The 20,239-nt window shown below is 65.1% G+C and carries 15 protein-coding genes; 9 read left to right on the top strand and 6 right to left on the bottom strand.

The features are described from left to right. Window positions 1-38: 38 nt before the first annotated feature. The 3 genes from QM611_RS06815 (at window position 39) to QM611_RS06805 (ending at window position 3,173) form a co-directional block, all read left to right on the top strand. Entirely contained in the window at window positions 39-401 is a 363-nt protein-coding gene (locus QM611_RS06815) for a UDP-N-acetylglucosamine--LPS N-acetylglucosamine transferase (protein ID WP_415079155.1), read from the top strand. Then, window positions 398-1,852: a sulfotransferase gene (locus tag QM611_RS06810; RefSeq protein WP_415079154.1), complete on the top strand. Its 1,455-nt coding sequence runs from the start codon at window positions 398-400 to the stop codon at window positions 1,850-1,852. The genes QM611_RS06815 and QM611_RS06810 overlap by 4 nt, the downstream gene beginning before the upstream one ends. A gap of 319 nt (window positions 1,853-2,171) precedes the next feature. After that, a complete protein-coding gene (locus tag QM611_RS06805) occupies window positions 2,172-3,173 on the top strand; it encodes a glycosyltransferase family 2 protein (protein ID WP_415079153.1) in 1,002 nt (333 codons plus the stop codon). 14 nt (window positions 3,174-3,187) lie between these two features. On the opposite strand, the gene QM611_RS06800 is transcribed toward QM611_RS06805, so the two are convergent. Further along, window positions 3,188-3,721 carry a hypothetical protein gene (locus tag QM611_RS06800; RefSeq protein ID WP_415079152.1) on the bottom strand — a complete coding sequence of 178 codons (534 nt, stop codon included), beginning with the start codon at window positions 3,719-3,721 and terminating at the stop codon, window positions 3,188-3,190. Window positions 3,722-3,842: 121 nt separating this feature from the next. Here QM611_RS06800 and QM611_RS06795 point away from each other — a divergent pair, with 121 nt between their 5' ends. Then, on the top strand, window positions 3,843-4,052 hold the full coding sequence (locus QM611_RS06795) for a hypothetical protein (RefSeq protein WP_415079151.1): 210 nt from the start codon (window positions 3,843-3,845) through the stop codon (window positions 4,050-4,052). Here the strand turns inward: QM611_RS06795 and QM611_RS06790 are convergent. Then, window positions 4,045-4,185 (bottom strand): hypothetical protein, encoded by a 141-nt coding sequence (locus tag QM611_RS06790; protein WP_415079191.1) that lies wholly within the window; start codon window positions 4,183-4,185, stop codon window positions 4,045-4,047. The genes QM611_RS06795 and QM611_RS06790 overlap by 8 nt on opposite strands. Before the next feature lie 401 nt (window positions 4,186-4,586). Here QM611_RS06790 and QM611_RS06785 point away from each other — a divergent pair, with 401 nt between their 5' ends. From QM611_RS06785 to QM611_RS06775, 3 genes are all read left to right on the top strand, one after another. After that, entirely contained in the window at window positions 4,587-8,186 is a 3,600-nt protein-coding gene (locus QM611_RS06785) for a PKD domain-containing protein (protein ID WP_415079150.1), read from the top strand. A gap of 164 nt (window positions 8,187-8,350) precedes the next feature. Beyond that, window positions 8,351-8,848: a hypothetical protein gene (locus tag QM611_RS06780; RefSeq protein ID WP_415079149.1), complete on the top strand. Its 498-nt coding sequence runs from the start codon at window positions 8,351-8,353 to the stop codon at window positions 8,846-8,848. A gap of 178 nt (window positions 8,849-9,026) precedes the next feature. Then, complete coding sequence (locus QM611_RS06775; protein WP_415079148.1) at window positions 9,027-12,320, top strand: PKD domain-containing protein; 3,294 nt, start codon at window positions 9,027-9,029, stop codon at window positions 12,318-12,320. 117 nt (window positions 12,321-12,437) lie between these two features. On the opposite strand, the gene QM611_RS06770 is transcribed toward QM611_RS06775, so the two are convergent. The 4 genes from QM611_RS06770 to hisD form a co-directional block, all read right to left on the bottom strand. Further along, window positions 12,438-13,103 (bottom strand): hypothetical protein, encoded by a 666-nt coding sequence (locus QM611_RS06770; protein ID WP_415079147.1) that lies wholly within the window; start codon window positions 13,101-13,103, stop codon window positions 12,438-12,440. Between the two features lie 336 nt (window positions 13,104-13,439). Next, entirely contained in the window at window positions 13,440-15,032 is a 1,593-nt protein-coding gene (locus QM611_RS06765; protein ID WP_415079146.1) for a sugar transferase, read from the bottom strand. 476 nt (window positions 15,033-15,508) lie between these two features. Continuing rightward, window positions 15,509-16,330: a nitrilase-related carbon-nitrogen hydrolase gene (locus QM611_RS06760; RefSeq protein ID WP_415079145.1), complete on the bottom strand. Its 822-nt coding sequence runs from the start codon at window positions 16,328-16,330 to the stop codon at window positions 15,509-15,511. Between the two features lie 13 nt (window positions 16,331-16,343). Continuing rightward, complete coding sequence (gene hisD / locus QM611_RS06755) at window positions 16,344-17,663, bottom strand: histidinol dehydrogenase (RefSeq protein ID WP_415079144.1); 1,320 nt, start codon at window positions 17,661-17,663, stop codon at window positions 16,344-16,346. A gap of 72 nt (window positions 17,664-17,735) precedes the next feature. Between hisD and QM611_RS06750 the strand changes: the two genes are divergently transcribed. Together QM611_RS06750 and QM611_RS06745 are read left to right on the top strand one after the other, a co-directional pair. Further along, complete coding sequence (locus QM611_RS06750; protein ID WP_415079143.1) at window positions 17,736-18,647, top strand: LysR family transcriptional regulator; 912 nt, start codon at window positions 17,736-17,738, stop codon at window positions 18,645-18,647. 108 nt (window positions 18,648-18,755) lie between these two features. Next, window positions 18,756-20,219, top strand: a complete 1,464-nt coding sequence (locus QM611_RS06745; RefSeq protein WP_415079142.1) for a purine-cytosine permease family protein — start codon at window positions 18,756-18,758, stop codon at window positions 20,217-20,219. Window positions 20,220-20,239 lie beyond the last annotated feature (20 nt).

Here is a 20,239-nt window from a genome sequence, read left to right as displayed (position 1 = left end):
CGCTGCAGCCGTGGTGGTCTCACTTGCCGCACACGTGGGTGACGTTCGAGACGCCCGAGGCGAGCGCGCTGCTGAAGGACGAGCCAGACGTCCTGTGGGCGTACCATCCGACAACCCGCAACATCCCCAATCTGCTTCGCAACGCGCGCCTCGCGTGGAAGGTGCTTCGTGGTCGCCGTCCTGAGATCGTTGTTTCAACCGGCGCCGGGGTCGCCTTGCCGTTCTTCATTCTTGCGCGGATCTTTCGGATGACGACGGTGTACATCGAGGTGTATGACCGCGTCGAGACCCCGACCCTCACTGGCCGCCTGGTTAGGCCCTTCACCAGCATCATGATGGTGCAGTGGCCCGAGCAGCAGCGACTTTACCGCGATGCCATCGTGATAGGCCCGCTGCTGTGACCGGTCTGGATGTCATGATGGTCCTCGGCACCGATCACCATCCGTTCAACCGTGCGGTCGCGTGGGCCGACAAGTGGGCACGTCGTAATCCGGACCAGAAGGTGCTGGTGCAATACGGGTCGGCGAAACCGCCGGAGCACGCTGAGGGCGTCGACTACCTCAGCCCCGCGGATCTTGCCGCACGCATGGCAGAGGCGGCCGTTGTCATCACACACGGCGGCCCAGGAACGATATCGGCGGCACGAGCCGCCGGGCACTACCCGATCGTTGTGCCGCGCGACCCGCGACACGGAGAGCACGTGGACGACCACCAGTTGCGATTCAGCCGATGGGCGGAGAGCCACGGCCTTGTGTCAAGGTGTGAGGACATCGCCGAACTCGACGATTTCGTGCATCCGCAGTCGGGTGGCACGCGGCTCCAGAGGGGCAGTCATAGCGGAGAGGGCTCTGCCGTGAAATCGACGGTGCGTATGTTCGAGTCGACGGTCGAGGCGAACCGAGACCGTCGTCGCCCCCTCGCACCAGTCGGTCCGGTTGTGCTCTACATCGGAGGGTTTGGCCGGTCTGGATCGACTCTTGTCGAGAGGGCAGTAACGGCTATCCCGAACGCAGTCTCCTTGGGCGAGGTTGTGCACCTGTGGAGACGTGGGCTCATCGAGGACGAGCTGTGCGGTTGCGGCACTCCCTTCTCTCAATGTGCCTTTTGGATCGCCGTCGGCGAGCAGGCTTTCGGCGGGTGGTCCGCAGTAGATCCTGAGGAGGTACTCGCACTCCACCAGGCCGTGGACAGGCAGAGACGTGTGCTTCGGACGCTGCGGCCTCGCAGCGTCGCCGCCCGAGACGAGATCCTGCGGTACACCTCGTTCTATCGAGCCGTGTACGATGCCGCGGCCAAGGTGAGTGGTGCGGACATCGTCGTGGATTCGTCCAAGCACGCGTCGTTGGCACTCGCGCTAAGCAACGACCGGCGGGTCGACCTGCGGATCTTGCACCTTGTCCGCGACAGCGTGGCAGTTGCTTATTCGTGGTCAAAGGAAGTCAGCCGACCCGAGACCGGCGAGCGGGCTGCCAGCATGGCTCGGTACTCGTCAGCGAGTGCATCCGCCCTCTGGGCATCGAACAACTTGCTCATTCAGTTGACAAGGGCCGTGGGTGCTCAAGTGCACCGCATGCGATACGAGGACTTCGTTCGGGCTCCGACCGAAACGCTCCGTCGTGCATGGGATGCGCTGGAGTTGCCCGGGGTTTACGACGTCGATCTGTCGGCGCGGGACGGTGTGGAATTGGAGACCGGGCACTCGATCGGAGGAAATCCGATGAGGTTCCAGCTGGGGCCGGTGATCATCCGCCCGGACGAAGCGTGGCGAGAAGCAATGCCGGACCGACAGCGCCGCACGGTGAAGTTGCTGACTGCACCGGTGCGGGCCTGGCTGGGCTACACCGACAGCTGAGCGTATGCGGACGTGCATCCGCCGCACCCTTCAAGATCGCACAACCGAGGTACTGCAACCGGGTCGCCCGCGGTCAGCGAACCTGTTTGCACATAGCTCTCCGACACGGCTGTGCCGAACGCACGCCAGAGCCAGGGGGAGGATACGTGGAAGGTATGGAAATGATAACCTCGCGTAGGGCGGGTTCTGAAGGTGCTCGGCATCTGGAAGATTGCAAGGGGGAGTGATTCGGCATGTCAACAAGACTCTGGTGCAGCCGATCGACGGATGATAGGCAGCGTTCGAGCGAAGGCAGTGCCCTTTCGCTGTGCCCGCTCTCATGAAAGAGAAGCACTTGGCGCGAAAGTATACTTCGGGCGGGGGTTCAGAGCGGATCGAGACGCTGCCTAAAGAGGTGAGTCCAATCACCTCTCCGTTGCCGCTAGTTTCGGTTGTTATAGCAACTAGAGACCGGCCGGAGATGCTCCGAGAAGCAGTGGATGCCGTGTTGAGTCAAGATTATTCTGGCCCCATTGAGACGATCGTCGTGTTTGACCAGAGCGAGCCGGACAAGGGCATCGAGCGTGAGGGTGACCACCGCTCAGTTCGTGTAACTACAAATTCCCGCAAGGTTGGTCTGGCGGGAGCGCGGAACTCAGGCATCAGGTCGTCCGCGGGAGAGTACATCGCCTTCTGCGATGACGATGATTATTGGCTTCCAGGCAGGCTCTCTGCACAGATTGCGGCTATCTCTGCGTGGCCGGATGCTTCCCTTGCGACGACAGGGATCCGGGTGCAGTACGACGGTGAAACGTTTGATAGGACGCTGGACGCTGAATTAGTTCCAATGACCGCGCTCCTTCGAGATCGTCACACTCAACTTCACCCCTCTACCTTCCTCCTGCGTCGTTCCCTTCTCGATGCAGTTGGGTTGGTCGACGAGCAGGTACCCGGTGGTTTTGGCGAAGACTATGAGTTCCTCTTGCGGCACGCCAAGCTGCACCCCATAGTAAACGTCGCCGCCCCGCTCGTCGTCGTGCGCTGGGGTAAGCAGTCCTTTTTCTTCCGCCGTTGGGAGACAATGGCCGCCGGCTTGACGTGGCTTCTTCGGCGCTACCCCGAGTTTGAGGCATCGCGCCGAGGGTCCGCCCGAGTTCGAGGCCAGATTGCGTTCGCTCACGCCGCAATGGGGAACCGGCGACGTGCCGTTCGCTGGGCTGCTAGCTCTTGGAGACGTAACCCGCTCGAGTTACGCGCTCCGTTGACCGTCGCAGTCGCAGTCGGACTGGTTCGGCCGGATCGGGTGATGGAGTTCTTGCACAATCGCGGACGCGGGATCTGACCCAGTTTCCCGCGTCAACCGATGATGAGCTTGACGTTGTCGATGAGCCCATTGAACTGGTCTGGAGCGCTCTGCTGGATTGTGTTGTTGTTATTGAGCTTCCCGCCGATGCTGACCGGGATGGTACGGCTCATAGTCAGATCGCCCGCTGCGCCCGCTGCTTGAGAGGACGCGAGGCTGATCCAGGAGCCGGCAGAAGTGTCGTAGTACGAGACGGTCAAGCTCAGGGTGCCCGCCGCGTCGGTGTCTCGCAAGCACTCGGCTCGGTACCAGCTGACGTTGGCCGTCTTGTTGGGGATGGCAATTGCTGGAGTATGCACCGCTGCCGATGCTCCGGCGGCGCGGACCGAGCACTGCGCCATGTGCCCATCAACGCTCAGCTTCCATTGGGCATTCGGGCTGAGACCGCGCTGGAAGATGTTGTCTCCGTCGCTGTTGCTCGGGGCGTTGCCCGAAGTGTCATCGAGGGAGAAGTCGGCCCTGAAGCTGAACCGGCCCGATCCTGGATTGAGCAGGTCATCCGTGCCCGAGCCGTTGATGATCGACACGACGGCGAGTGGTGGTGGTGTTCCCAGAGGAGAGTATGCAGGCAGCCGCATCGCACGGCCGCTTCCTGGCGCGCCAACGTCCGTGACCGCCAGCCCGGCGTTCAGTGTGAGGACTGACGACGTGACCGACTCCGATGCGCTGCCCGAGATCGTCGGACTGGTAATCGTGCTGCCGAGCGATTGGTTGTCGAACCTGAGGTTGAGCATCAAGGTCGCCGCGTGCGCAGGCGGGGCAACGAGCGCAGTCAGTGTGCCGGCAACCACCATCGCCGCGACTACCTTTGCCCGCGTTGATCGAATCAACCGCCGCATGGTCGCCTCTTTCAGATAGTGCCAAGGCTAGCCGATGCCAGTGTGAGCTGCCGCACGTTCTCTGCCTTCGCTTTCGACGGGTGCTCGACTCGGTGTTCCCGCACGAGCCGGACGGTGCGCTCCTTGAGCGCGGGGTCGACCTTCTTCGGCATGGCGCGATCCTTCCAGCCAGAAAAGATGCGGCATCAAACCCGGGGCGGTCCAGCATCTGCCGCGCGGTCGAGCGGCCCATCCCGGTCGTGGCCATCACCTCGTCCAGGATCCGCCCCCGATCCTTCTTCGACGACTTCGCGTACGCCCTGGCGCACTTCGCCGTGATCTCCGCCCGTGACCGCATCGACAGCTCGCTACCCATGCCACGACGATCACCGTTTCGCGGGCAAACTCAGTTGAGGCACCGAAGGCGTATCGCGGGCACCTTTCGTGAGTCTCGTCGGCCTCTTGCGCAGTCTGCGCAAACGCATTAGAGTCCCCTCATACTGCGGTCTGTGTTCTGGGGTGGTCGCGGTGTCTTTTTTGGGGAATCTGGGGGCAAGTCATGCGCCGTTGGTCTGTGTTCGTCGTATCGTCCGTCATCGCAGTGCTGGCGATACCGCTGGGGCTTGCTCAACCTGCCTCTGCGGCAGAGGTCGCGCAATCGCAAGTGGTCAGCGACAACCCGGCGAACTACACACCGCACGTGCTTGACGGAGACGTTAACTCGATCGCGCAAGTTGGGAACCTGATCGTTCTGGGCGGCAGCTTCACTCAGGTCAGCAACGCCCAGCGCACGCAGACTTATCAGCGCAGCAACGTCGTTGCATTCGACGCCACAACGGGCGTGATAGACACGGCGTTCAATCCTGCGCCGGACGGCACAGTCACAACCGTGCTTCCCAGTGCGGACGGGAACAGCGTCTATCTGGGAGGAAGCTTCAACTCCGTGAGCGGTGAGACACGGCGTAAGGTCGCGCGCGTGGACATCGCGACGGGCCAGAACACGACAGGATTCCGCAACGTCGCGGCGAACGGAATCGTGAAGGATCTTCGGCTGGTTGGAAATCGGCTGTGGGTCGCGGGGGCATTCACCTCGATGTCTGGGTCGTCACAGAGCTCGCTCGCGACGCTGAACGCCACCACCGGCAACGCGGACGCGTACATGGCGCTCTCTGTCGCCGGCCAGCACAACGGAGGCACTACGCAGGTGACCAAGATCGATGTGACGGCAGACGGCAGCCGCTTGGTCGGGATCGGCAACTTCCTCACCGTTGGCGGTCAGAGCCGACAGCAGATCTTCATGCTCGATATCTCCGGCGACTCAGCGGCGCTGGCTGACTGGCAGACTGACTTCTACACCGCGACCTGCTCCTCATCCTTCAATACCTACATGCGCGATCTTGACTTCGCGCCCGACGGCAGCTTTTTTGTCGTCACCACGACAGGCGCATACCTCGGCTCAACATCGCCGTGCGACACTCAAGCGCGATTCGACACCGATCGCACGGGGAGCGGCGTCACCCCGGAGTGGCTGAACACGACCGGCGGCGACACCACCTACGCGGTGGAGGTCACCGGAACTGCCGTCTATGTGGGTGGCCACTTCCGCTGGGCGAACAACTCGTTTTCCGGAGACAGCGCGGGTGCCGGCGCGATTGCCCGCGAGGGGATTGCGGCACTAGACCCCGAGAATGGCATGCCTTTGAGTTGGAACCCGGGCCGTGATCGCGGCGTGGGTGTGTTCGACATGCTGGCGACCGACACCGGCCTGTGGGTCGGCTCCGACACCGAGTGGATCGGGGGCGAGTACCACGCCCGAGTTGCGTTCTTCCCGCTGGCCGGGGGGACGACCGTCCCGGTGGCTGAGGCCCCGTCTCTGCCTACCAATATCATCTCGCTGGCGCCCAAGGCAGATGCTTCGGAGTCCCCGGTGCTGTATCGCATCAACGCAGCGGGCCCCTTGGTCAGCTCATCGGACTCAGGGCCGGACTGGGCGGCTGACACAGCCGACACGAGTTCCGTCCGTGTTGGTGGAACGAACGTCGCCACCTATGACCCAAGTGTGTCCCTCGACGAGTCGGTGCCGACTGGTACTCCCGTGTCAGTGTTCGACCAGGAGCGATGGGATGACGACGGATCCCCCGAGATGCAATGGGCATTGCCTGTCGAGGAGGGGGCGCCCATCGAGGTCCGCTTGTACTTCGCCAACCGCTACTCCGGGACTGCTGAGGAAGGTGACCGTGTCTTTGACGTGAGCGTCGACGGCTCCTTGGTGCTGGACGACTTCGACATTGTCGCCGCGGCCGGCGGCACCGACATCGGCATCATGCGCTCGGTCGAGCTCGTGAGCGATGGCACGGTGAACATCGACTTCGGACACGTCGTGGAGAATCCCCTGGTCAACGCGATCGAGATCATCCGAACGGACGTGGAAGCCGTCGACATGGCAACCTGGGTGCGGACGACGCAGTTCTCCGGCGATGAGGTTGGTCAAACCGTCGACGTCGCCGGAGCGGGGGACTGGACTGGTGTGCGTGGCGGGTTCATGCTCAATGGGAATGTGTACCTCTCCTACTCGAATGGCGACTTCGTTCGTCGCAGCTATGACGGAACCACCTGGGGCGATGCCGTCTCGGTAGACACCCAAGACGAGATTGTGTCGCTGAGCGATTGGCACACCAACGTGTCTCTCATCACGGGTGTCTTCTACGACGACGGTCGGATGTACTACACGCAATCGGGTGACGATTCGCTCAGAATGCGCTACCTCACAACTCAGAACGACGCGGTGGGCGCGCTAGAGTACGTCGCATCCGAATCGATCGAGGGGCTAGACCTCTCACAGGTTCGCGGGATGTTCCTGGCAGGCGACTTCGTCTTCGCGGTGCAGCCTGACGGCTCCCTTACTCGGGTTGGCTGGCAGGACGGCGCCTTCGTGTCGGGAAGCGCCACCTCCGTGTCGGGTCCGGCGATCGACGGAAAGAACTGGCTTGCTGGTGCGCTGTTCGCCTACCAGTCGGCGGACGGCTCCGTTCCGAACTACCCGCCCACGGCGGAGATCGGTGTGGAGTGCGAGAACCAGGCCTGTGAGTTCACGTCGGACGGTTCGAGCGATGCGGGCGGCAGCATCGCGAGCTACCTGTGGGACTTCGGTGACGGCGAGACGAGCACACAGGCCAACCCATCGCACACCTATGCAGCCGCGGGAACTTACAGCATCACGCTGACAGTCACCGACAATGACGGCGCCACGGGCTCTGCGTCTACGACGCAGTCGGTGGACTTCCTCGATGGGTTGCCGACGGGTTCGTTCGAGGTGTCGTGTGCGAGCTTGGTGTGCTCTTTCGATGGGTCGGGGTCGTCTGACGCGGAGGGTTCGATCGCGGATTACGCGTGGGACTTCGGGGATGGGTCGGACGGGTCTGGCGCGGAGGTGTCGCACACGTTCGCGGAGGACGGCGAGTACGACGTGACGCTGACGGTGACGGACTCGGCGGGCCAGACTGCGGAGGTCACCGAGACCGTCGAGGTCGCCACGGTGTCTGCTGTGATCGAGTTCGTGGGTTCGGCGACGTCGAACCGGAACTCTACGACGCATCCGACGGCGGTGCCTGCCGCGACCCAGGTCGGCGATGTGATGGTGCTGCTGTACACGAACAACTTGTCGTCGGCGACCGTGTCGGCTCCGGCGGGGTGGACGGAGGTGGCTGCGGCGACGTCGTCCACGGGTAGTGTGACCGGTCGGGCGTGGACGAAGGTCGCAACTGCCAGCGACCTTGGCGGGCAGGTGACGCCGACATCGTCTTCGGCAGTGAAGGCTGCAGCGACGCTCCTCGTCTATCGCGGAGTAGACAGCGCCGACCCGGTTGCGGCGGTGGAGAGTGCTTTCGAGTCCGTCAGTGGCACGACGCACACGACTCCGCAGGTCGCTGGCGTGTCGGGCGGGCTTCTGGTGTCGTACTGGGGGATGAAGGGCAATGTCGCGGACACGTTGACGGCTCCGGAGAGTGTGACAGAGCGCGCGTCGTCGTCAGGCTCGTCGAACGGGAACATCACCGCGTTGGCGGCTGATTCCGGCCCCTTGTCGAGTGGTCAAGCCGGTGGTGTCACGGCGACCGCGACGGCAGCGAGCAACAAGGCGTTCCTCCTCTCCCTCGTCCTCAACCCCGCAGGTTGACCTGGTACAGCAGAGACCGGTGGAAGACTGGCGGAGCCGGTCGTGGTGGGAGGGTTGACATGCCTATTGCGCACAGGATGCGTTTCGGGGTCGCTGCGGGATTCGTCGCGCTCTGTCTAGGGTTGACGGCGTGCACGGGGACACCTCAGACTGCAGCATCATCCGTGACCGTCGACACGGAAAGCTCATCGCCGGCCCCGATCCCCACTATCACGCCGGCGCCGACTCTGGAGCCGGTGCCACCTGCCGAAACGAGTGTGGCACCGCGCGTCGAGAAGAGCGACGCGAAGGGGGAGTTGATGTCCGTGAAGGTGGCGTCAAGCGGAGCGGCGGACACGTTGACCTTCGCTTTCGCGGACCGCGCTGTGCCGGGTTATGACATTCGTTACGTCGACAAGCTCCTGCGTTCCGACGACGATGTGGTCCTGCTCGACGGTTCGGCAGTGCTCACCGTATCGTTCACGAACTCCGTGCCGGGAAAGAACGGCACCATCCCCAAGAAAGTCATCACCAACGAGACGTATGACTTGCCGGCGATCCGCCAAGTGCTGCTGGCGACCAACCTTGGTGGCGCTCTTGTCTTCGGGGTCGGGACGGCGGCTCAAACGCCCTTCACCGTGGCGGTCCAAGGCAATTCACTGACCGTCTCGTTCCCGCGTTAGCTGGGCGCGACGCCTCAGTTTTGACTCAGGTTCGGGCATTGCAGTCGCGGAGACGCCGACCGTAGCGCTATATTCATCGCGGGGACGCATGGCCCGGGGGTGCCATGCGCGTTCGAGTTCTGGGGGTTCGGCCATGCGTCGATGGCGTTTCACAGTCATTCTTTCTACAGTCGCTGCGTTGATCGTCACGTCGATCGGATTGGTCCCCTCGGCAACTGCTGCTGAGGTCACCCACACGAAGGTCGTGAGTGACGACCCAGCGAACAACACTCCTCATGTGCTGGACGGCGAGGTCAACTCGATTGCGCAGGTAGGGAACCTGATCGTGCTCGGTGGAAGCTTCACCCAGGTCAGCGACGCGCAGCGCACGCAGACTTATCAACGGCGCAACGTTGTCGCTTTCGACGCTACGACAGGTGCGATCAGCTCGTTCGACCCCTCGCCCGACAACACGGTGACGACGGTCATCCCGAGCGCGGACGGCAACAGCGTGTACCTTGGCGGCAGCTTCAACACGGTCGCAGGTCAGACTCGGCGCAAGTTGGCGCGCGTGGATATCGCGACCGGCACGAACACCTCCGGATTCCGCAACGTCGCCGGTAATGGGATCGTGAAGGACCTGCGCCTGGTTGGAGACCGGTTGTGGGTGGCCGGCGCATTCACTTCGATGTCTGGTTCGGCGCAGGGCCAACTGACGACACTGAACGCCACGTCGGGGGCGACCGACGGTTACATGGCGTTGACGGTGGCGGGGACGCAAAATGGCGGAACAACCAGTGTCAACAAAATCGACGTGACAGCCGACGGCAGCCGGCTGGTTGGCATCGGGAACTTCCTCACTGTTGGAGGACTCGACCGACGGCAGATCTTCATGCTGGATGCCACGGGCAGCACAGCAGCCGTAGCCAACTGGCAGACCGACTTCTACGCCGCGACCTGCTCCACATCCTTCGACACGTACATGCGCGACCTCGACTTCGCGCCCGACGGCAGCTTCTTCGTCGTCAGCACTACCGGCGCCTACCGCGGTGCCACTTCTCCGTGCGATTCACAAGCACGATTTAACACGAGTCGTAGCGGGACAGGCATCACACCGGAGTGGATCAACACCACCGGTGGAGACACGACGTACGCCGTCGAGGTGACCGGTTCCGTGGTGTACGTTGGCGGGCACTTCCGGTGGGCGAACAACCCGTTCGCCGCGGACCGAGCTGGCGCTGGTGCTGTCGCACGCGACGGTATTGCAGCTCTCGACCCCGCCAACGGCATGCCTCTGAGCTGGAATCCGGGTCGCACGCGCGGCGTCGGCGTTTTTGACATGCTTGCGACCGAGACCGGACTGTGGGTCGGTTCCGACACGGATCGGATTGGCAACAACGAATACCACGGGCGGATTGCATATTTCCCACTCTCTGGCGGTAAAGACCTGCCTGCCACCAACGCGCCCACACTGCCTGCCGGAGTTGTGATGCTTGGCCCCACGGCCGGACAGAACCCGTCGACGTCCGGCGTGCGACTGAGCGAGTTCTCCGGGACGACCGTGGGCAGGACTGCACAGTCGAGCGGAGCCATCGACTGGTCGACCACTCGAGCGGCGTTCATGCTGAACGGGAATGTGTACCTGGCAGGCTCCGATGGGAGCTTCACTCGTCGCTCCTTCGACGGAACGACCTGGGGCGCTCCCGTTGCGGTCAGCACTCACGACCAACTCGTCACCCTGACAGCGTGGCACACGAGCGCCGCGAAGCTCACTGGTGCCTTCTTCGACAATGGCCGGATGTACTACACACAAACAGGAGATTCCGCGCTGAAGATGCGCTACTTCACGGCGGAGAACGATGTCGTGGGCGCGGCAGAGTACTCGCTGAGCTCGGTAACGGGCCTGAACCTGTCGCAGGTGCGTGGAATGTTCCTCGCGGGAGATTGGGTGTTCCTGGCACAGGCGGACGGCTCTCTTGTCCGAGTTGGATGGCAGAGCGGCGCGTTTGTTGCAGGCTCGGTGTCCACTGTCTCCGGGCCCGCTATTGACGGCGTGAACTGGCAGGCGTCTGCGTTGTTCGCCTACCAAGGCGTTGCAGGCGCGGCCTTGAACTTCGCGCCTATCGCCCAGGCAAGCGTCGACTGCGTGGACCAGACGTGTTCGTTCTCTTCATCGGGATCTTCGGATGAGGGCGGCAGCATCGTGTCCTACAGCTGGGATTTCGGCGATGGTGCCAAGAGCACTGACGCGAACCCGACGCACGCCTACGCAGCGTCTGGAACGTACACTGTCACGTTGACCCTCACGGACGACATGGGCGCAACGAACACTGCGACGCTTTCGAAGCAGGTGCAATTTGTCGACACCCTGCCCGAGGCGGCATTCACCGCATCGTGCACCAACCTTGAGTGTGAGCTTGATGCGTCGGCCTCGACAGATGCTGAAGGAGCATTGGCGGGGTACTCCTGGACGTTTGGCGATGACACAACGGACTCGGGCGAGCGAGTGTCCCACACCTTCCCGGCTGACGGCGAGTACACGGTGACGCTGACGGTTACCGACTCGGCGGGGCAGACGGCGCAGTCGTCCCAGACGCTGCAGGTCGAGCATGTGTTCGCCGATCCGGTTGCTGCGTACACGGTTGAGTGCGACTCATTGACGTGCTCATTCGATGCTTCTGAGTCCAGTGACGCCGACGGTCCGTTGGCCGACTACGCGTGGGACTTTGGGGACGGCACTCAGGGGGCCGGCGCCGAGGTTGAGCATGTGTTCTCTGGGTCCGGCGATTACGATGTCACGCTGGTCGTCACCGACTCACAGGGTGCCCAGGCAACGCTGACCACGTCGGTGTCGCCCGTGGAGCTCACGGATTCGATCAGCTATGTCGGCGCCGTTTCGACAAATCGCAACGCCACGACCCACCCGCTCAAGGTGCCCAGCGACGCGCAGGTCGACGATCTGATGGTGATGACTTTCGCCAGCAACTCCACAACGGCCACGGTGTCCGCCCCGACGGGTTGGACCGAGGTGGCGGCCTCTCAGTCGAATGGCGTCACCGGCAAGGCTTGGGTGAAGGTCGTTGCGGCAGCCGATCTCGGGAAAACGTTCACACCGACGTCATCGTCGGCTGTAAAGGCAGACGCCACGCTCCTCGTCTACCGGGGCGTGGATGCCGCAAACCCGGTCGTCGAAGCTTCGTCTGTGTTGGCCGCGTCGAGTGGTTCGTACACGACCCCAGACGTCACGGCGGCGCAGAACGGAACCCTCGTCTCCTACTGGGCAGTCAAGAGCAACGTTGCCAACGTTCTCACCGCACCCAGCGAGGTGAGCACTCGAGCGAGTTCTGCGGGTACGGGCAGCGGGAACATCACCGCATTGGCGGCGGATTCGGGTCCGCTGGTGGCTGGTACTGCAGGTGGGATCACATCCTCTGTCGAGACCGCGGGAAACCGGGCGTTCCTTCTTTCGATTGCCTTGAGGCCGGAAGGATGACTTAACCCTCGGCCAGGTCGCGCGAGGCTACTCGAACCGGCTACGTATAAAGGCTCCTCGCCGCCGGCTGCTGGAGATCTCCTTTGTGGATGCCGTCTGTTCGGGGTAGATGCGCCGCTACCGCTCGTCGTCTATTCCGACCCAGACCGAATCCAGTGTTCCGTTGAACTGGTCGGGCTGCTTGATCACGATCTCTCCCGCGCCGGTCGCTTTCCGTCCAATTGCCAGCGGAGTCGCATCCACGAAATCGACCCGGCCGGTGGATCCTTTAACCTCGTACTCTTTGAGTTCATCTTCCCCGACTGCGGAAACGGTCAGCTTGAGCGCGCCTGTCGCTCGTACGCACGCAAGGCGATACCAGATGCCCTCTTCGAGGAGTTCCCCCTTCACGAGACGCCGGCCGGCATCGCCCGTCACGGAGCACGAAGGCACCCCGTGGTCGATCTGGAGCTTGAACTGCGCGGGGTCGGCGGCGAGCCCACGCTGAATGATGTTGTCCCCGTTGTCGTCGTCCGAGGACTCGACGCTGCGCAGACGAACGTCCGCTCCGAAACCGAACTCAGCATTCGATGGCTCCGGCAACAGCTTGTCCCCGGGCGAGGCGACAAGCCCCACACCAGGTTCCTCGTTGCCTTCGCTGAACTCGGGGAATTCGGCGGCCACTCCCCCTCCCGGGTAGGAGTCGACCAAACTCAGGCTCCCGCCGAAAACGGACTGTTCCGTCACCTTGGCGGTGCCGACCGGCTCAACCTGCAGAGGGTCGGCCTCCGAGTCGAAGCTCATGCTGAACACGATGGTCAGGTCGGTGTCGAAGGGCTCGGTGGACCTGCTTGTTGGGCCCACGGTGGAGGGCGAAGAGGGTGGTGTTGGACTCACGCTGCTGCACGACGCGATCGCGAGCACGCCCACGAGGAGGGTTGCTCCCTGTGCCGCTTGATGCCGTGCGTGTGCACGCGAAAGCTTCGCACGGCCGCAGAGCGATGGCGGAGGCGTCACGGGAGAACTCCTTCGTCGTCGTTGCCCTCAATCCTCGGGCATGCCCTTTGAGCTCGCCCGGCGGCGAATCTCATGCCCCGTGGTGCCGTTCATGCTCTCGAATCGACCGGCTGGACTGTCAGATTAGTACGCGCCGTTCGGCCGCACCATGACCTTCGCGGTGCGCCACATGATCTGCAGGTCGCTCATCACCGACCAGTTCTCGACGTAGCGCAGGTCGAGGCGCACGCTCTCCTCCCACGAGAGGTCGCTGCGGCCGCTGACCTGCCACAGGCCGGTGATGCCCGGGTTGATGTACAGGCGGCGGAACACCGTGCCGTCGTAGGCGGTGACTTCGCTCGGCAGCGGCGGGCGCGGGCCGACGACGCTCATGTCGCCGACGAGCACGTTCCAGAACTGCGGCAGCTCGTCGAGCGACGTCTTGCGCAGGAAGCGGCCGACGCGTGTGACGCGCGGGTCGTGCTTCATCTTGAACAGCGGGCCCGAGCCCTCGTTCTCTTCGAGCAGCGCCGCGAGCTCTTGCTCGGCGTTCGTCTTCATCGAGCGGAACTTCACCATCCGGAACCGGCGGCCGTCGCGGCCGACGCGCTCTTGGCGGAAGAACACCGGGCCGCGCGAGTCGAGCTTGATCGCGAGCGCGATGAACGGGAACAGCAGCCCGATCGAGATGAGCGCGATCGTCGCGACAAGGATGTCGAGCGCCCGCTTGAGCAGGTGCTGGCCGCCCTCGTACGTCGGGATCTTGACGTTGATGAGCGGCAGGCCCTCGACCTGGCGCAGCGAGATGCGCGGGCCCGCGACATCCACCAACCGGCTCGACAGCACCAGCTCGGCGGCCGTTCCCTCCAGCTGCCAGCTCAGCCGCTTGACGAAGTCGGGGTCGTTGTCGGGCTGGCTCGCAACGATGATGGCGTCGGCGCCGAGCTCGTTGGCGGACTGCGCGACGGTGTTGAGGCTGCCCACGGTTGCGAAGGGCTGGCCGTCCACGACGATTTCGCCGGTGTGGTCGTCGTCGAGCGTCGCGCCGACGACGACGTAGCCGTTCGCCGCATCGAGGTGAAGAGTGCGGATGGCGTGCTCGACGTCGGCGGAGCGGCCCACCACGATGGCGCGCGACACGTAGTGGCCGAACTTCCGCTGGCGCAGCAGCCACCGGCGGGACGCCCACCGGCCGAACAGCAGGCCGATCAGGCCCACGGGCAGGGCGATGATCAGCTGCATGCGAATGCCCTGCCACTGGAAGACGACAAAGGCGATCGCGAGGATGCCGAAGGCCAGCCCTGTGGCGTGCGCGACGCGCTTGTACTCCCGGGTGCCTGCGCCCATGAGGCGCGCGTCGCGCGTGCTGAACAGCGCGAGAACGAGCAGCCACGTCGCCGCCGCGAGGACAGGAATGCGGGCCAGGATCCATGGGTCGGCCGCGAGCACCGCCGGCTCGAGCACTTGGTGCTGCACGACCGCCGTCACGACCGTAGACGCGGCGACGATGAGCGTGTCGGTCAGTCGCAGGCGACGGCGGTACCGCCGCTCCCACATCTGGCGGCGCTCGAGCGTCGGCGTGACGCGCGGTGCGACCTGCGTGCCGGGCACGACCGGCGTCTCGTCCGTGCGCGGCGCCGCGATCGGCGCGAACGCGCCCGGCGACGCGGTGGTCGAAGCCGCCGCCGGCGCAGAAGTGAAGGTGGACGCCGAGACGGCGTCGTCGACGGACGTCATAGTGTCCGCTCGCTCTCCGAGCGCGCGAGAACACGCTTTCCCATTTTTTCCCCAGTTCCCCAGTGGGTGGCGGTCTAGCCACCACTCCCCAGTGTTTGGTCAACCCCTTGACCTGCCCCGACTTGCGTCGCTCGCGTCGCACATGCGACCCCTCCCACAGGGTCATGCGGCGCCGGGACTCTCAGCGACTTCTAAAGTGTATCCACCACGTACGAGCGGCGAAAGCCTTCGGCGATACCTAGACCGGGAATTAAGACAGTCTGAAGGTTCCTGAGGTTCGGGGCAGCACCTCCCCGGCTGCGAGCGGGGGGCATCCGCCGAACGTCGGAGTATCGCGCGAATGTCGGAGGATCTGCGCCGAATCCTCCGACATCCGCCCGACTCTCCGACATCCGCCCGCCCGTCGTCCGGATCCGACGACGGCCGCGCCCTCGGTGGCTGGGCGGGTCTGCCATGAGCGCTGAAGGCGGCTGAGATCACTGTGTGCCGAGCGGGCCGTAGAACTCCGGGCGACGATCGCCGAAGAGGTCGTTGCGCCCACTGGTCTTCGTGCGCGCTGCCGGCAACTCCACCTCGACATCGAGGCGGCTGTCGGCGTCGAGCTCTCCGATCGGCCAGCCGTCGGGCCCCACCACCGCGGTCCCCTCGGTCCACGACAGGCCGCGCTCGTCGCCCGCCCTGTCGCAGCAGGCGATTGCGAGCGCGGATGCCTGAGCGGCCGCCATCGCGTGGACGATCTCGTGCGGGTGCTCGCCGCCGGGCCGGGCGCGCGATGGCCAGTTGGTGGGCACCGCGATCATCTCGGCGCCCTCAAGGGCGAGAGAGCGCGGCAGTTCGGGAAACTCCAGGTCGTAGCAGATCATCACGCCGAGCGCGCCGGCCGGCGTCCGCACGATCGGAGGCCGTTGGCCGCCCGCCGAGAACAGCAGCTTCTCGGTGTCCCAGAGATGCAGCTTGCGGTAGACCACAGGCTCGGCCCCGGCAGCGACGACAGCCGCGCTGTTGTACAGCACGTCGCCGCCGTCCTCACAGAATCCGATCACGGCCGTCGTGGTCGTGCCGGCCAGCGACTCGGCCCAGCCGCGGAGCACCTCCCCGTCGGCGGGCAGGGCTGCCGCCCGTGCCTCTTCGGCCGTCATGGCGTAGCCACAGGTCGCGAGCTCGGGCAGAACGAGGAGGTCGACCGCGTCGGCGGCAGCCTGGGCGAGCTCGCTGTCGATGCGGGTGAGGTTGTCGGCCACCGCGCCGATCCGCGGGCTGAGCTGGGTGCAGCGGATGCGCACGGTCTTCGCGGTCACGGTGGCCTCCGGCTCAGCTCTCGAGCCGGTCGAGGCGGAGCGTCGCCGTGGCGGCGTGCGCCGCCATCCGTTCCGAGTTCGAGATCGTCGCCACCGCCGGCGCCAGCAGGCCCGTCGCGTCCTCGGCGACCCGCTGGTACGTGAGCGGCTTCAGGAAGCGGCCCGCCGAGAGTCCTGCCGAGTGCTTCGCGCCGCCGGCCGTGGGCAGCACGTGGTTGGTGCCGGCCATTCCCTTGTCGGAATATGCCACGGTGCTCCATGGTCCGAGGAAGATCGAGCCGTAGTTGCGGAGACGGTCGTGGTAGTACGTGTCGTCCGCCGTGATGACCTCGAGATGCTCAGGGGCAAGGTCGTCGATGAGCTCGATGGCGGCGTCGCGGTCGGACGCGACGGTGATCGAGCCGAAGTCGTGCCACGCGGGACCGGCAATCGACGCGGTGGACAGTGTCGCCAGTTGGCGCTCGACCTCGTCGGCAACGGCGCGGCCGAGCTCTGCGGACGTCGTCACGAGGGCGGCGGGGGAGTTCGGGCCGTGCTCTGCCTGGCCGAGCAGATCGGCGGCGACCAGCACGGGGTCCGCGGTCTCGTCGGCGATCACGGCCACTTCCGACGGGCCGGCCAGGAGGTCGATCGCGACCGTGCCGAACAGCTGCCGCTTGGCCTCGGCCACGAACGCATTGCCCGCCCCGACGAGCATGTCGACGGGCGCCTCGTCGAGCAGGCCGAACGCCATGGCGCCGAGCGCTTGGACCCCCCCGAGCACGAAGACGCGGTCGACGCCGGACAGGTGCGCAGCGTAGGTGACCGCGTCGTTGGCGCGCCCGCCGGGCTGCGGCGGTGTGCACGCGATGACCGTGGAGACGCCCGCGACTTTCGCGACGCCGACCGTCATGAACGCACTGGCGGTGAGCGGAAAGCGGCCCGCCGGCAGATACGCGCCGACGCGCGATACGGGGACGTAACGCACGCCCGTGACGAGCCCGGGGGCAAGCTGCACCTCGAAGTCCCGCAGCAGTTCGCGCTGCGCGCGCGCGAACGCCTGGGTGCGCTCGGAGCCTAGCTCGATGGCCGCGCGCAGCTCGGGATCCAGCCGGTCGCCGCTCGTGCGGATGGATTTCGCGTCCAGTTCGAATTCGTCGGCATCCCAGTTGTCCAACTCTGCGGCGTAACGGCGCACGCTGGTCAGGCCGTTGCGCTCGATGTCGCTCAGCATCTCGGAGACTTTCTGGACGACCCGCGGATCGCGCTGGGCGGAGGGGGCGCTGACGCCCGGGGTCTTGAGGCGCTGGAAACGGCCCTCGAGGCCGGTGAGGACGGCGGAGGTGTGGAGCATGGTGCGATCGTACGTTCCCCGCGAAATATCGCACAAGGAGAAGAGCATGTATGAGAGGCATAGTCTTGAACGATGACCTTGACGCAGCTCCGCGCCTTTCTCGCCGCAGCCATGCTCGGGTCGTTCACGGCGGCGGCCGACGAGCTGGGAACCACCCAGCCCACCATCTCAGAGCTGGTGCGCAAGCTCGAGGTGCAGCACGGCCTCGCACTCTTCGTCCGCGGCGGTCGTCGGCTGCATCTCACCGCGGCCGGGGAGGAGCTGCTGCCATGGGCGCAGCGCGCGGTCGCCGGGGCGGACGGCGGCGTGCTCGCCCTCCAGGCGCTCCACGGGCTCAGCGGGGGGCTGGTCTCGATCGGCGTGCTCCGAAACGCCCGTCACTACTTCCTTCCCGACCTCATCGATGTGTTCCACCGCGAGCATCCCGGAGTGCGCCTGCGGCTGGTGGGCCAGAACTCCGCGGAGGTTGCGGCGGGCGTCCGCGACGGGTCTCTCGAAGCGGGCATTGTCGTCCTCCCCGTCGACGACGAGGGGCTCGAGGTCACGCCGCTGTTGCGCGACGAAGTGCTCTGGGTGAGTCGGGACCCCGGTCGCGTGGCCCGCCCGGTCACGATCGACGACATCGCGGTGCGCCCGCTCATCGCCTACGACGCCCACTATGGATGGGACGACCCCACGCGGCGACAGCTCGCCGAGCGCGCGCAGGTGCGAGGCCTGCGGCTGGAGCCGATCGTCGAGGTCGAGACGGTCAGCACCGCGTTGGAGCTGGTGCGGCGAGGGATTGGCGAGACGCTCGTCTCGCGCACGATCGCCGCACGGGACGACTTTCCGAAAGGCCTGCACACGGGACGCTTCGACCCGTCGCTGTTCGACACGATCGCCGCCGTCCGGCGTCGGGACTCGACGCTGGCACCGGCCGCTGCCGAGCTCGTCCGCGTTGCGTCGGAGATGGTGGCAGCGCTGAACACGTCGACAGAGCCATAGCTTAAAACGATCAATTCTAAAGGCAACTATCGTCTGGTATGTAGGTCAGCCTTTCCCTATCGTCAGTTTCAGCGCCCGGAGCGGCGCCCACTGATGAAGGGAGCGCCGATGGCGGACACGATGGCGGCACAGCCGGCCGCGACGAGGGGCACGGTGCTCGTCGAGCGGCGATCGATCGAGTGGGTGCCGCTCGAAGAGCGACGGGGCAACGCGCGAAGCCTCTTCTCTCTGTGGTTCATGTCCAACGCCAACATCACGACGCTCGCGACAGGGATGCTCGGCGCGGCTCTCGGCGCATCGTTCACGACGTCTGTGCTTGCCATCCTGTTGGGCGCGGCGGTCGGAACGGTGTTCACGGCGTTCCACTCCGCGCAAGGGCCGCAGCTCGGCCTGCCGCAGATGATCCAGTCGCGCGCGCAGTTCGGCTACCGCGGCGTCGCGCTCATCTGCGTCGTCGTGGTGTTCAGCCTGGTCGGCTTCAACATGTTCAACCAGATGCTCGGCGCCGAGATCCTGGTGCGGGCCACGGGTCTTCAGGCGAACGTGCTCTGGTACTTCATCATCAGCGGCCTCGCGCTCATGCTTTCGATCTTCGGCTACCACTGGATCCACCAGACTCAGAAGTGGCTCACCTGGCTGTTCCTCCTCACGTTCGGCCTGGTCACCGTCGCCGCGGTATTCCTCGTCCCCCTTCCCCCGGAGCAGCTCTCGCTCACCGGCTTCACGTGGGTGTCCTTCCTCGTCCAGTTCGGCGCCGCGGCCGCATACGCGCTCGGCTGGGCGCCCTACGTCTCCGACTACTCGCGATACCTGCCGCCCGAGACAAGGCCCGGGCGCGCGCTGTTCTACACCTACAGCGGAGTCTTCGTCGGCATGTCCTGGCTGATGCTGCTGGGCGCCTTCGTCGCCGCCGCGTTCGCGAGCAGCGATCCGATCGGCGCGGTCGAGCAGCTCTCGAACGCGGTGCTTCCAGGCTCGGGCACATTCCTCCTCCTCGCAGCCCTCCCGGCCCTCGTCGCCGTGATCACAGTCAACATCTACGCCGCGGCAATGGAGCTCATCACGACCGTCGACTCGATCCGCCCGATCACCCCGACTCGTCTCGTCCGCGTCATCGCGTGCAGCGTCGTCGCCGTGTCTGCGCTCATCGGCGCTTCGGTGAGCTCGGGCGAGTTCCTGGACAACTTCGGCAGCTTCCTCGTCATCCTTCTGTACGTCATGGTGCCGTGGACATCCGTCAACCTCGTCGACTACTACTTCGTGCGCCGCGGCCACTATGCGGTGTCGGAGATCTTCCGGCCGACCGGCGTCTACGGCAACTGGGGGTGGCGCGGGATGCTGGCGTACCTCATCGGCCTGTTCGCCATGCTTCCGTTCGTGGTCACCGCGTGGTGGGTCGGCCCGGCCGCCGCAGCGCTCGGCGACGCCGACATCGCGCTGTTCGTCGGGCTCATCGTCTCCGCCGTCGCATACCTCGTCCTGGGCCGCAGCCTCGACCTCGAGGCCGAGCGCCAGGCGGCGGCGGCCGAGCGGGCGGCCACCGGCATCCAGGCAGTCGCCTTCGACCGTTAGACGCCCGCGCGGCCCGCACC

Source organism: Microbacterium sp., from assembly GCF_047606685.1.
Taxonomy (GTDB): Bacteria; Actinomycetota; Actinomycetes; order Actinomycetales; family Microbacteriaceae; genus Microbacterium.
Note: the sequence above shows the minus strand (reverse complement) of the source record. Positions and strands in the feature narration are given on the sequence as shown.